The organism is Massilibacteroides vaginae (assembly GCF_900178525.1).
Lineage (GTDB): Bacteria > Bacteroidota > Bacteroidia > Bacteroidales > Tannerellaceae > Massilibacteroides > Massilibacteroides vaginae.
The window spans coordinates 57,657-70,000 of the sequence record NZ_FXDJ01000005.1; the positions used below are offsets into that span (position 1 = coordinate 57,657).

Consider the following 12,344-nt stretch of genomic DNA (forward strand, 5'->3'; position numbering starts at 1 on the left):
AAGCATGGCATTAGAAATTACAGACGCGAATTTCGACCAATTGGTAAGTGAAGGTAAGCCATTAGTTATCGATTTCTGGGCCGAATGGTGTGGCCCTTGTCGTATGATTGGTCCACTTATTGAAGAACTCGCGACAGAGTACGAAGGCAAAGTGACGATTGGGAAACTGGACGTTGACAATAACGATGATGTTGTTTCAAAATTCGGCATTCGCAATATACCGACTGTTCTTTTTATTAAGGATGGAGAAGTTGTAGATAAACAAGTAGGAGCAACCAATAAAGCAGCATTGGCCGCTAAAATTGACGCAATGTTATAACCCTGATCACAATATTTTTCGGGCGCGCAGCATTTCGCGCTTTCCGGGAGGGCCGGGTATTCTTTCAACAGTATATCCGGCTTCTTTCATCATACGCCTAACCACTCCTTTCGCACAATAGGTAGTCAATATACCATTTGCATTCATCCCCCTAAATAACTTATTAAATATCTCCTGATTCCACATTTCCGGTTGCTTATCCGGAGCAAATGCGTCAAAATAAACCAAGTCTATCTCATCGGGGAGAATACACGTATTACTGTCTCCGGCAATTTTAAACAGCGAAAAACGATCTGTAATCGATTGTAATGAGTTCCACGGAACGTTATGCAGTTTTTCAAACAACGCTTGATGAGCAGTGCCGAAATTAAGTTGTTTGATCGTCTCCGTATCTAACGGGAACTGTTCTACGGTATAGTAATCGATTTTAACAGCACTATTCTTTAATGTATCCTGAAGCGTCAAAAAAGCATTCAGACCGGTGCCAAAACCAATTTCAAACACGCGAATATGCTTTTTATCCAACTGATGTAATCCTGCTTCAATAAAAACATGCATCGACTCCTGCACAGCACCATTCACCGAATGGTAGTGTTCATCCATTTCAGGAACAAAAAGTGTATGACTCCCATCTGCTGTGATCTGAAGTTCTCTCGTTATATGTGTCGTTTTATTATTCATGCGTAAAATTGTACAAAACAAGTCATTTCCGTCTAAATAATTGCTCTATTCAACGAGCTTTTATACTTTCGTGAACAAAACAGACCGTATTAGAAATTACAGGATGAAAAGAAATTTACTGGCACTTTATGTAATTAAATTCTCCAAATGGTTTTCTTTCGTAATGCCAATCATTGTCCTTTTTTATGAAAAGAACGGACTTACGCTTCAAGATATATTTCTCCTTAAAAGCATCTACTCCATCGTTGCAGTTACGTTAGAAATTCCTTCCGGCTACCTGGCTGATTCCTGGGGGAAACGGAATTGCCTGATTACGGGAGGTATACTTTTCTTTGCCGGTTATCTAACCTATTCTTTTACTGATACTTTTCTTGCGTTCGCAGTAGCGGAAATATTACTCGGCGCCGGACAAACCTTTGTTAACGGAACAGACTCTGTCCTTTTATATAACACAGTACAAGAGCATAAAAAAGAACACCTGTACATGCGTTATGAAGGCAAACTTACTATGATAGGTAATTTTTCCGAAGCTATTGCCGGTATTCTGGGTGGATTATTAGCTGTTTATTCATTACACTTACCTTTTTATGGGCAAGCAATAATTGCTTTTACCGGCATACCGGCAGCTTTATGTTTAAAGGAATATGGGGGAACCATTAAAAGACCGAATGCATTCGCTGAAATCTACAAGATAATCAACTATTCCCTGTTTAAAAATAAACAATTAGCCTACAGTATTCTTTTTTCCGGTATAATTGGAGCCGCCACACTTACCATGGCGTGGTTCGTACAACCTATTCTTATGCAACTGAACACACCGATATCATGGTATGGAATAATATGGACCGGACTTAATTTAACGGTAGGGATAGCTGCCTATTATTCCGACAAAATAGAATATCGCTTTGGAGCGAAAAAAATGAATTTGTTCATACTACTGTCAATAGCGGGAGGATACGTCGTTTTGGGATTTAATTTAAGTTCCTATTCCCTTTTGGCAATATTGCTATTTTTCTACGTAGTAAGAGGATTCGCCACGCCTATATTAAAAGGGTATATAAATCAGTTCACACAGTCTGATATGCGAGCAACCGTATTGTCAATCCGCAATTTCATTATTCGCCTGATGTTCGTTTTCATAGCTCCTTTAGCCGGATGGCTGAGCGATTCGTGGGGAATTCAGATAGCATTGTTTTGGATTGCTTCCATTATCTTCATACCCGGGATTATAATCTACGCTTTAACACGAAAGTAATAAAAAAGACCGGCGACAAGTTAACCTCGTCTCCGGCCTTTCTTTCTATTATAAATAATTCAATTATTTCAATAGTTGGATTCTCTGTTCATTAGTTTTTCTTTGTCGCAGAATAACTGATCTTTAATGCATAAGCTTCACGAAGTGCCTGTTTAACATCAGTTACAATACCCATCTTGGTTTGTCTGTCTGCTTTAATTGACACAGTCATAAACGGAGCATCTTCTTCTTTCATACTTGACTTTTCCTGAGCAATGTAATCCTCAATCTCGGAAACTTCAGCGAATTGATCATTCAACTGAATACGAGTTTCAGAACCCATCTTGTCTCTTAAGGCCAGTGTCGGTTGCCCAACATAGATGAATGTAACCAATGATTTTTTCTCCAGCTTCTGAAGCTCAGTTGCTTGGGGTGATTGAAAAACCACTTTCAATGTTACTTCACGCATTGTCGTAACCATCATAAAGAAGAACAATATGGCGAATACAATATCAGATACTGACGACATGGTTAACTGTGGAACCTCGCGTTGAAAGTTACCTCCAAATTTTCCCATACTTATTTTCCTCCATAATTTTTAGGTTCAGCTTCAGATATCTTTTGAGGATATATCATTTGAACCGCTTTTTGTTGCTCTTCATCTAATTCATCAAAGACTCTTCCAAATTTCTCCTTTGATACATCATTTCTCAATTCGTTGTATGCCGCAGCTAACTCGTTTTGTACATTTATATACGCTTGATATTCTGTACCACGGTCATTTTGCAAAGAAATAATATGGTTTTTAGTAACCATCATTTTACCATAGAATGGAACGTCAACTTCTGTTTTTTCAGGTTTGTGTTCATCATTAAATGGGTTTGCTATAAATTCCTTTACAAGTTCTTTTAGTTGGTTAACTTCAACGAATTGTCCATTACAGAGTATTTGATTGTTTGTGTTGATCAACACAACCATAAGATTTCTCTTTTTGATATCAATATCTGTATTTTTCTGGTCTTTAGGAACAGGAGGCGGCAAACGTCTTGCAAGCCCCATATCTGTATCCATAGATGTAGTCAAAAGGAAGAAGAGGAGAATCATAAAAGCAATATCTGCACTTGACGTAGTAGACAGTGCGGGCATTTTTTTCTGTTTTCTTTTACTTGCCATCTTCTTAGTCCTCTATTTATTTCGTTAATGCTTTTCTTACATTACCCCATACAATAACTACTACGATTAAAACAACCATAGCATAGATAGAGTATAAAAACATATCTGTTGTCTTCAACCAGAAAGGCACGTTTTCAGTTCCTTCATAACCAGGGATAGGTAGTGGTACATCGCTACCCATAGCGCGGGTGATCAACAATAAACCAGCCATCAATACAATCGCTCCTATTGACAACATACCAGACTTTGGGTCACTTTTCAAAAGCTTACCAATTTGTAGGACTGCAAAGAATACTGTCATTCCAATAACGATCCCTAATAGTATATATAACCAATACAAAAGAATATCTGTATTAACGGGTTCCGGAGTTTCAGCAGTCGGATCTACAATTCCACCACCATAATAGAAGCCAAAAACAACTACGCTTATTAATATGGATACAATGAAAACCAGACTGGAAACTTTTCTAATTTTTGTTACAGCCATAATTCGTATTATTTTTTGTATTTAAGGTTGTATTTTACAACTAAATCCATGAAAGTAATCGTAGAATCTTCCATTTTATTAACGATAGCTTCTAATTTACTTAATAAATAGTTATAGAATAATTGTAAAATAATTGCAGTAATAAGACCGGCAATAGTAGTAATCAAAGCAACCTTCATACCACCGGCAACAACCGTCGGGCTGATATCACCTACAATCTGAATTTTGTCGAACGCCATGATCATACCAACCACAGTACCGATAAACCCAATTGACGGAAGAATAGAGATAAACAATGTGATCCAAGACAAATTCTTTTCTAAAAGACCTGACTGTACTGCACCATAAGATGTAATTGATCTTTCTACAGTGTCAACAGATTGGTCAATTCTCATTAAACCTTGATAAACGATAGAAGCGATAGGACCTTTTGTATCACGAGCCACTGCTTTCGCTCCTTCAACATCTCCTTTATCAAGAGCTTCTTCGATACTTTTGAACAACTTGTTTGTGTTTACTTCAGCAAGATTCAAATAAATTACTCTCTCAAGACAAATAGCTAAACCAATAATGAAAGGTATACTGATCAAACTGTTGAACGTAGCACTACCTTCGATAAAGAGTCTCTTAAGTTCATGATGCAAGCCACCCTCAACAGCTCCTGCAGCTGCTGCATCTTGTGCGAATGCTACCGTAGAAGTTCCAAGGGCAATAACACCCAAGATTACTTTTGAAAATAAATTTCTCATCGTGTGTTTAATTTTAAGATTAATAATTTTTATTTTTTCAGTTTTTAATAATTTACCAATAAATCGCGGAGAAAGCGGGATTCGAACCCGCGATACGCTTTAGGCGTATACACGCTTTCCAGGCGTGCCTCTTCAACCACTCGAGCACCTCTCCAAAACGAGCGCAAAATACGAAAAAAAAACCACTTCCAAATTTTTCAGACCACAAATCTATGCTTTTTGCTTCATATATACACTATATCTGTTCAAATTTAATTAGCCACCAATTAGGTTTTCTTGTATAATCTTCAACTTAATTGATCGCTGAATAAATTTTCCTTGAATTAATTTCTATTTCCCGTGCTACGTCTTCTAATGACAAATTGTAAATTTCGCCAATTTTACACGCAATTTCACGTAAATAAACCGGTTGATTTCGTTTGCCGCGAAATGGAACCGGGGGTAAATACGGAGCATCTGTTTCTATCACGAGATCATGGATGGTTACGGTTTGTTTCAGCACCTCCGGGAGGTCTGAATTCTTGTACGTAACGATACCATTTATTCCGAATTTAAAATTTCTCAACGCCAAGATTTCCTTGGCATCTTCTGCTGTTCCGGAGAAACTATGAAAAACGCCTTTCAATTTTTCCGGGCCAACCTTATGTATTACGTCAAATACTTCGGGAAAGGCATTACGCGTATGTATGGATACGGGTAAGGAATGATCTATACTCCACTTTAGCTGTTCCTCAAAAACAGAAAGTTGCTCTTTCAGAAACGTTTTATCCCAATAGAGATCGATCCCTATTTCACCTATTCCCGAATATTTTCTTTTCGACAGTTGAGATTCTAAGTAACGAAGCTCCGCTATATAGTCCGACCCAACGCTTGTAGGGTGTAATCCCATCATCGGAAAACAATAATCCGGGTATTTATCGCAAAGTTCATGCAGGCTGTTTACTGATGCACGATCAATATTCGGCAGCAACAGGGCTATTATACCCAAGTTGCGGGAATTCGAGATCAGTTCATCCCGATCTAAATCAAACTCCTCTGCATAAAGGTGACAATGCGTATCGATCAGCCTCATGTTACACTTTTCGTTTCATGAGTTTATCACTTACTTCGGTCAACACGTCAAGTCTTTCCGCAGGGACATTCAAATCCGCAAGTCGAGCTTTCGCCTTTTCAAAATAATATTTTATTTTCTTCTCGGCCAACTCTTTCACGCCTAATTCTTCGTAAAGCGTGGTAAAGAACGCTATCTTATCGCTTGGGGTATATTCCTCACGCTGAAGCCAGCTCATTACCTCATTCCGCTTTTCTCCTTCAGCGAGTTTTAATGCGTTTATAAGCAGGAATGTTTTTTTATTACACAATATATCTCCACCTATATTTTTCCCGAAAGTTTCAGCGTCGCCATAAACATCCAACAGGTCATCTTGTATCTGGAAAGCAAGCCCTAAATCTATGCCGTATTTATAAAGCAGATCGGCTTCATGGGCAGGAGCTCCACCAATCAGTGCCCCCATCTTTAAAGCACAGGCTAATAAAACCGCCGTTTTAAGCTCTATCATGTGCAGATATTCCTCTTCAGCAACATCCATACGTTGCTCAAATTCCATATCGTATTGCTGACCACCACAAATAGCCAATGCTGTTTCGGTGAACAAGGCCAATACTTCTGACAGATAAGCCGGATCGGTTTCTCCAATTAATTTATAGGAGGCTATTAGCATAGCATCTCCGGACAGAATGGCTGTATTTGGGCTCCAACGTTTATGCACGGTTGGTTTATTCCTGCGCATATCGGCACCATCCATCAAATCATCATGAAGCAATGTGAAGTTATGAAACACTTCAAGCCCCAAGGCCGGTTTAACGGCAGACTCAATGTTGTCTGAATAAATATTACAACCGATCAGCGCTAATGCCGGTCTGATTCTTTTCCCGCCAAGAGACAGGATATATTCAATCGGTTCGAATAAACTTTTAGGATCTCCCACAAATGATGTGCATGAGAGCTCTGTCTCTGTTTTTTCTAATATAGAGTCCAAAGATTTCATTATTATAGCTTTAGAACAAGAGGAGACTATGAAAAAAGGCTGCATTTAGCAGCCCTTTTTTATACTTGATATTACTGTAATCTAAATGTGATAGGCACCGTATATTTTACACGTACCGGTTTACCTCTTTGCTTACCAGGTGTCCATTTGGGCATGGTGTTAATCACACGTAGTGCTTCCTTGTCCAAAGAAGGGTCAACACCTCTCACTACTTCAGCGTCAACAACTGTACCGTCACGATTTACAACGAACGAACAAATAACACGACCCTGAATACCGTTTTCCTGAGCAATTACAGGATATTTAATTCCTTTATTAATAAATTCAAGAAGTTTTGCTTCACCGCCCGGGAATTTAGGCATTTCTTCCACAACGGTAAAGATTTGTTGAGCAGATTCTTCTTCATCTTCTACCACAGCAACGGGTGCTACATAAGTCTGAACCTGAGCTTCACGTTGGGTATCTTCCGATGAAAGAATTTCCTGTTGGTTTAGATCAACGTCATCTTCAACCACATTAAGCACCTCTGTTACAACTTGTGCGGGAGGGGGAGGGGGAGGGGGAGCCTGAATTTCTTCTACTCTTGTAATTTCGATTTCTTCTTCAGCAATGATATCCGAAATACCTTCTACCTTAACAACGTTTATGTCTCTCGTGCCCCATTCAAATCCTACGAACAGCGCTGCAAGACCGACAACAAACCCCATAAGGATTGCGAGAAGTTTACCTCCTTCCAAACTTGCCTTCTTCGTTTTTTTAACTTCCATACAATTATAATGTTTTATGTGTTTTCCAATGAGACAAAAATACAAATTATTTCATACCAACCTTTATAAAAAGGAAAATACTTAATCAATTTTGTTTTTTTAAGCCATTTGCTTAAAAATTAAAACAGATTCACATACCTTTTTCTGCTTTTCTCCGTTTACACTAATCAAGGATGCTTGCTTTCCGTCTTAATTTCCGGATGTAAAGTAAAATCTTTTTTTTTAATAAATCATTAATCAACAGATTGTTTTTTCTAATTCAAAGGAGGAAGTTTTATACTGTTAGGAATGTTTTTTAATTTATAAAGGATATTTTCCTTTTTCCATATATATAGAAAAAGCTTTCTACAGATATAGAAAAACTTTACCACAGATATAGAAAAAGGAAAATATCCTTTATTAAAATAAATACATAGTAAGTAAATCAAAAAATGTTCCGATCTGCCTAAATACTTGTTACGTAAAAAAAGCAAAGAGGAACTTTTTGATTTGTATGATTTAAGTACCTTTGATTCGTTTTTAGACAAAATATGAGACAAATAATAGTATTGCTAATTATTTCCTGCCTGCCACTCCACCTGTTCGCTCAGGAGGGGGATGAGGTTTTTGGCTTTTTGCGCTATCCTACTTCGTCCAGAGCAAACGCACTTGGCGGGCATACAGTTTCACTGATTGAAAGGGATCCGTCATTAATTTTTCACAACCCCGGTCTTTTGGGAGGTGAAATGGACGGAATGGTCAATCTGAACTACATGAATTACATTTCCGATATTAATATAGGTAGTGCATCATTTACAAAAGCAAGGGGGGAACGCGGGGCCTGGGGTATCGGCGCAAGCTTTATCAGCTACGGCAGTTTCAAAAAAACCTCGGTCAACAACGATCAGGAGGGTACTTTTTCGGCAAAAGACATAAATCTCACCGCGCTTTACGCGCATGATCTTTCGGAACGATGGCGCGGAGGTATCGCCATTAAATTTCTTTACTCTTCGTTTGAGCGTTATTCTGCATTTGGTTTATGTGCCGACGTGGGTTTGAGTTATTACAACTCGGACAAAGGTTTCTCGTTTGGTTTTGCATTAAAGAATATGGGTGCTCAATTAAAAAGCTACAATGAAGAGCGTCAAAAATTACCTTGGGATATCCAAATGGGTGTTTCGAAAAAAATGGAGAACGCACCGATCCGCATATCCGTAACTGCTATGTATTTGAATAAATGGGAGATCGATTATATAGACAAGGTTAATTTAGAACGCAAAAATACATTCTTTAAAACGCTAACCAGACACTTGGTTTTTGGAGTTGACTATGTGCCCTCGGAAAACTTCTGGTTAGGCATTGGCTTTAATCCCAAAACAAATCAGGACATGTCTTTAGAGACCGGGAATAAACTGGGCGGTTTTTCTTTTGGCGGTGGGGTAAGGATACATAAATTTGACGTATCCGCTTCTGTTGCCAGATACCACCCTTCGGCTACTTCTTTAATGGTAAGCATTTCAACTACCTTGGATGATTTCAAATAAATAAAAATTCGAATGAAAAAAATAGTTATCGCGATCGACGGCTTTTCTTCCAGTGGAAAAAGCACAATGGCTAAAGATCTGGCTAAATCAATTGGATATATTTATATCGATACAGGTGCTATGTATCGCGCCGTCACTCTTTATTGTCTGATGAATGGTATCATTACCGACAAGGGCATCAATACTGATTTATTAGAATCAGAGATCGGAAAAATCCGGATTGATTTCAAAAACAACGAAACCACCGGAAGAAGAGAGACCATCCTCAATGGAGTAAACGTTGAAGAAGACATCCGCAAAATGGATGTAGCCAACTGGGTAAGCCCCATTGCGACAATCGGTTTTGTAAGACGGGCATTAGTGGCATTACAACAGAAAATGGGGGAACGTAAAGGTATCGTTATGGATGGAAGAGATATCGGCACTGTTGTTTTTCCGAATGCAGAGCTAAAACTCTTTATTACGGCCAGTCCGGAGGTACGTGCCCAACGCCGGGTAGATGAACTGAAGGCAAAAGGGGAGCAGGTTTCTTACGAAGAAGTGTTGGAAAATATTAAAACAAGAGATCATATTGATTCAACCCGCAAAGAAAGTCCGTTGAAACAAGCCGATGATGCTATCGTACTGGATAATTCGGCCATGACAATCGATGAACAAAAGGCCTGGCTCCTTGTTCAATATAAAAAAGCAATTGAAGAATAAGAATGCCTGTTCGGATCAATCTTTCTTCGAATTGCATAACATAGAAATAACGTCATGATAGAGGTAGAGATAGATAATGGTTCGGGATTTTGCTTTGGCGTGGTTAACGCAATAAAAAGCGCAGAAAAAGAACTTAAAGAAACGAAAGACGATTTGTATTGTCTTGGAGACATAGTGCACAACAATCAGGAAGTAGACAGATTAAAGGCCGACGGGCTTCATTCTATCGTTCATGCCGACCTAAGTCGTTTGCAGGGTAAAAAAGTACTGCTCCGCGCGCACGGCGAGCCTCCTTCCACTTACCAGATTGCCAAAGAGAATAACATTACAATTATTGATGCTACGTGTCCTGTAGTTATCAGATTACAACAACGAATCAATAAATGCTACGTAGAAACCCGAAGTCAGAATGCCCAGGTTGTAATTTACGGCAAAAAGGGGCATGCCGAAGTAAATGGGTTGGTAGGGCAAACGGAAGGCAATGCTATCGTGGTTGAAAAGATTGAAGATATATCGGTATTGGATTTCAATCGCGATATTTACCTTTTCTCGCAAACCACAAAACCATTGGATGGTTTTCATAATGTTATTGAAGAGATTCGTTCGGCCATGTCACCGCAAGCTAAATTCACTTTCTATGATACCATTTGTCGACAGGTAACCAACCGGATGCCGAACATAAAGACATTCGCATCGAATCACGATTGGATTTATTTTGTGGCGGGAAAGAAAAGTTCAAATGGTAAAGTATTATTCGAAGAATGTAAAAAAGCAAACCCTAACACTTTATTTGTTTCGGATGCAGACGAAATCACAGAACCGCTCCCTCCGGGAATACAACGTGTAGGAGTTTGCGGTGCCACATCAACGCCAAAGTGGCAAATGGAGGCAGTAGCTGCCCGTGTTCGTGAACTCAATGCCTGACAATACATTAAATAAAGATTAAGAATTTAAAAATAGCAAGTCATCTCGGCAAATAATGCTATTTTTGTCACGACTAATAACTAATCATAAAAACAAAAAAATGTCTACAGCTAAATGTGTTGGTATTTTGACATCTGGAGGTGATGCTCCCGGGATGAATGCCGCGATTCGTGCGGTTACCCGCTCAGCCATTTACAATGGTATGGCGGTAAAAGGTATTTACAGAGGCTATAAAGGGCTTATCACCGGCGAAATTCAGGAGTTTAAGACACAAAATGTAAGTAATATTATACAACGTGGTGGTACTCTTTTGAAAACTGCTCGTTGCATGGAGTTTAAAACTCCCGAAGGACGTAAGCAAGCTTATAATAAACTTGTTGAAGAGGGTATAGAAGCGCTTATCGTAATTGGCGGTGACGGCACATTGACCGGAGCCCGTATCTTCGCTCAAGAGTTTAACTATCCCATAGTAGGTTTGCCCGGAACAATCGACAACGACTTGTTTGGCACAGATGTTACCATAGGCTATGACACAGCTCTAAACACCATCATGGAATGCGTTGACAAAATCCGGGACACGGCCACTTCTCATGATCGATTGTTCTTTATTGAAGTTATGGGACGAGACGCAGGTTTTCTGGCATTAAACGGAGCCATAGCTTCCGGAGCTGAAGCAGCAATCATCCCTGAAACATCATTAGAAAATGATCAGTTAGAGGAAATGATTAAAAACGGATTTAGAAAATCAAAGAACAGTAGTATTGTTCTTGTAGCGGAAAGTGAACTAACGGGAGGAGCCATAGGAATTGCCGAACGAGTTAAAAATGAATTCCCCTTGTTTGATGTCAGAGTAACGATTCTGGGACACTTGCAGCGTGGAGGTTCGCCCAGTGCACAAGACCGCATATTAGCGACAAGAATGGGTATAGCCGCAATTGACGCATTACTTGACGACCAAAGAAACGTTATGATCGGCATTCAAAATGATCAGATCGTATATGTTCCTTTCTCCAAAGCAATCAAAAACGACAAACCCATAAACAGAGAGTTATTAAACACCCTGCGTGTTTCGTCGATCTAACTTATTTTGCAACCATAAAAAAGCCTGATTAATGATTAATCAGGCTTTTTTATGTTATATACAGAAGAATAAATACAATCTTTTATAGAGCCGTACTCTTTATACATGTCAATATCGCCATAACTCATCAGTTTCATATCATACCATGAATCCGTTTCCCGATACGGAGGTTGCTGATAATTTGCCCCATACAACTTAAAACCTAAAGCCTCATAAAAACGAACTCTTCTTTGTGTGAGCTCGTCGATCGGGTCTTCTACTTCCAGTACTACATTAGTACCCATCTGTCTAAGAGCTTCTTTCATAACAACCGATCCAATACCGCCATTTCTGAATTCAGCAGCTATCGCAAAATGCTCTACATAAACAAAATCCTTAAATTGCCAGTAAGTAATAAATCCGACATATACATTCTGTTTAAGTATGACAAAGAGATTAAACATAGGCTCAGCATCCAACAATTCGCAAAACAGAAAGAAGTCCCTTCTTTCTGTTTCAGGAAAAGCAGAAATATAAGTTGATTGTACGCTCGGTAAATAATTGCTACGCGTGTCTGACACACGAATTAGCTCCACATTATCAGTCAGTTCCATTTATACAATATTTTATAAAAAAAGCAAGTTATCCTAACGAAACAACACAAAACAGTCTTTCAA

15 protein-coding genes and 1 tRNA gene are annotated in these 12,344 nt (G+C 38.9%); 6 read left to right on the forward strand and 10 right to left on the reverse strand.

From position 1 onward, the window contains the following. The first annotated feature begins 4 nt into the window (after positions 1-4). Positions 5-319 carry a thioredoxin gene (gene trxA / locus B9Y81_RS00380; protein ID WP_085535027.1) on the forward strand — a complete coding sequence of 105 codons (315 nt, stop codon included), beginning with the start codon at positions 5-7 and terminating at the stop codon, positions 317-319. A 6-nt stretch (positions 320-325) separates the two neighbouring features. On the opposite strand, the gene mnmD is transcribed toward trxA, so the two are convergent. Beyond that, the gene (gene mnmD, locus B9Y81_RS00385; protein ID WP_085535028.1) at positions 326-1,000 is read right to left on the reverse strand and encodes a tRNA (5-methylaminomethyl-2-thiouridine)(34)-methyltransferase MnmC2; all 675 of its coding nucleotides are present in this window, start codon (positions 998-1,000) and stop codon (positions 326-328) included. Between the two features lie 103 nt (positions 1,001-1,103). Here mnmD and B9Y81_RS00390 point away from each other — a divergent pair, with 103 nt between their 5' ends. Continuing rightward, positions 1,104-2,255 carry an MFS transporter gene (locus B9Y81_RS00390; RefSeq protein ID WP_085535029.1) on the forward strand — a complete coding sequence of 384 codons (1,152 nt, stop codon included), beginning with the start codon at positions 1,104-1,106 and terminating at the stop codon, positions 2,253-2,255. 91 nt (positions 2,256-2,346) lie between these two features. Here B9Y81_RS00390 and B9Y81_RS00395 read toward each other — a convergent pair whose 3' ends face one another. From B9Y81_RS00395 to B9Y81_RS00430, 8 genes are all read right to left on the reverse strand, one after another. Further along, complete coding sequence (locus B9Y81_RS00395) at positions 2,347-2,811, reverse strand: ExbD/TolR family protein (protein ID WP_085535030.1); 465 nt, start codon at positions 2,809-2,811, stop codon at positions 2,347-2,349. Between the two features lie 2 nt (positions 2,812-2,813). After that, complete coding sequence (locus B9Y81_RS00400) at positions 2,814-3,407, reverse strand: ExbD/TolR family protein (protein WP_085535031.1); 594 nt, start codon at positions 3,405-3,407, stop codon at positions 2,814-2,816. Positions 3,408-3,423: 16 nt separating this feature from the next. Then, positions 3,424-3,894, reverse strand: coding sequence for a hypothetical protein (locus B9Y81_RS00405; RefSeq protein ID WP_085535032.1), 471 nt, complete (start codon positions 3,892-3,894; stop codon positions 3,424-3,426). 8 nt (positions 3,895-3,902) lie between these two features. Then, the gene (locus B9Y81_RS00410; RefSeq protein ID WP_085535033.1) at positions 3,903-4,643 is read right to left on the reverse strand and encodes a MotA/TolQ/ExbB proton channel family protein; all 741 of its coding nucleotides are present in this window, start codon (positions 4,641-4,643) and stop codon (positions 3,903-3,905) included. Positions 4,644-4,709: 66 nt separating this feature from the next. Further along, positions 4,710-4,797 (reverse strand) — tRNA-Ser (locus B9Y81_RS00415). A 138-nt stretch (positions 4,798-4,935) separates the two neighbouring features. After that, positions 4,936-5,715 carry a TatD family hydrolase gene (locus B9Y81_RS00420; protein WP_085535034.1) on the reverse strand — a complete coding sequence of 260 codons (780 nt, stop codon included), beginning with the start codon at positions 5,713-5,715 and terminating at the stop codon, positions 4,936-4,938. A 1-nt stretch (position 5,716) separates the two neighbouring features. Next, positions 5,717-6,691: a polyprenyl synthetase family protein gene (locus B9Y81_RS00425; protein WP_085535047.1), complete on the reverse strand. Its 975-nt coding sequence runs from the start codon at positions 6,689-6,691 to the stop codon at positions 5,717-5,719. Between the two features lie 71 nt (positions 6,692-6,762). After that, positions 6,763-7,458: an energy transducer TonB gene (locus B9Y81_RS00430; RefSeq protein WP_085535035.1), complete on the reverse strand. Its 696-nt coding sequence runs from the start codon at positions 7,456-7,458 to the stop codon at positions 6,763-6,765. A gap of 530 nt (positions 7,459-7,988) precedes the next feature. On the opposite strand from B9Y81_RS00430, the gene porQ reads away from it, so the two are divergent. The 4 genes from porQ (at position 7,989) to pfkA (ending at position 11,688) form a co-directional block, all read left to right on the forward strand. Beyond that, complete coding sequence (gene porQ / locus B9Y81_RS00440; protein ID WP_085535037.1) at positions 7,989-8,981, forward strand: type IX secretion system protein PorQ; 993 nt, start codon at positions 7,989-7,991, stop codon at positions 8,979-8,981. A 12-nt stretch (positions 8,982-8,993) separates the two neighbouring features. Next, positions 8,994-9,683, forward strand: a complete 690-nt coding sequence (gene cmk / locus B9Y81_RS00445; RefSeq protein ID WP_085535038.1) for a (d)CMP kinase — start codon at positions 8,994-8,996, stop codon at positions 9,681-9,683. 54 nt (positions 9,684-9,737) lie between these two features. After that, complete coding sequence (locus B9Y81_RS00450; RefSeq protein ID WP_085535039.1) at positions 9,738-10,607, forward strand: 4-hydroxy-3-methylbut-2-enyl diphosphate reductase; 870 nt, start codon at positions 9,738-9,740, stop codon at positions 10,605-10,607. A 100-nt stretch (positions 10,608-10,707) separates the two neighbouring features. Then, a complete protein-coding gene (gene pfkA / locus B9Y81_RS00455; RefSeq protein ID WP_085535040.1) occupies positions 10,708-11,688 on the forward strand; it encodes a 6-phosphofructokinase in 981 nt (326 codons plus the stop codon). Positions 11,689-11,723: 35 nt separating this feature from the next. Here the strand turns inward: pfkA and B9Y81_RS00460 are convergent, their stop codons facing one another. Continuing rightward, a complete protein-coding gene (locus B9Y81_RS00460; protein ID WP_085535041.1) occupies positions 11,724-12,281 on the reverse strand; it encodes a GNAT family N-acetyltransferase in 558 nt (185 codons plus the stop codon). Between the last annotated feature and the right edge of the window lie 63 nt (positions 12,282-12,344).

Coding starts and splice junctions, on each gene's coding strand:
- B9Y81_RS00410 (WP_085535033.1), bottom strand. CDS start 4,643: ATGAGAAATTTATTTTCAAAAGTAATCTTGGGTGTTATTGCCCTTGGA.
- B9Y81_RS00400 (WP_085535031.1), bottom strand. CDS start 3,407: ATGGCAAGTAAAAGAAAACAGAAAAAAATGCCCGCACTGTCTACTACG.
- B9Y81_RS00460 (WP_085535041.1), bottom strand. CDS start 12,281: ATGGAACTGACTGATAATGTGGAGCTAATTCGTGTGTCAGACACGCGT.
- trxA (WP_085535027.1), top strand. CDS start 5: ATGGCATTAGAAATTACAGACGCGAATTTCGACCAATTGGTAAGTGAA.
- B9Y81_RS00420 (WP_085535034.1), bottom strand. CDS start 5,715: ATGAGGCTGATCGATACGCATTGTCACCTTTATGCAGAGGAGTTTGAT.
- B9Y81_RS00395 (WP_085535030.1), bottom strand. CDS start 2,811: ATGGGAAAATTTGGAGGTAACTTTCAACGCGAGGTTCCACAGTTAACC.
- cmk (WP_085535038.1), top strand. CDS start 8,994: ATGAAAAAAATAGTTATCGCGATCGACGGCTTTTCTTCCAGTGGAAAA.
- mnmD (WP_085535028.1), bottom strand. CDS start 1,000: ATGAATAATAAAACGACACATATAACGAGAGAACTTCAGATCACAGCA.
- B9Y81_RS00430 (WP_085535035.1), bottom strand. CDS start 7,458: ATGGAAGTTAAAAAAACGAAGAAGGCAAGTTTGGAAGGAGGTAAACTT.
- B9Y81_RS00450 (WP_085535039.1), top strand. CDS start 9,738: ATGATAGAGGTAGAGATAGATAATGGTTCGGGATTTTGCTTTGGCGTG.
- B9Y81_RS00425 (WP_085535047.1), bottom strand. CDS start 6,691: ATGAAATCTTTGGACTCTATATTAGAAAAAACAGAGACAGAGCTCTCA.
- B9Y81_RS00405 (WP_085535032.1), bottom strand. CDS start 3,894: ATGGCTGTAACAAAAATTAGAAAAGTTTCCAGTCTGGTTTTCATTGTA.
- B9Y81_RS00390 (WP_085535029.1), top strand. CDS start 1,104: ATGAAAAGAAATTTACTGGCACTTTATGTAATTAAATTCTCCAAATGG.
- porQ (WP_085535037.1), top strand. CDS start 7,989: ATGAGACAAATAATAGTATTGCTAATTATTTCCTGCCTGCCACTCCAC.
- pfkA (WP_085535040.1), top strand. CDS start 10,708: ATGTCTACAGCTAAATGTGTTGGTATTTTGACATCTGGAGGTGATGCT.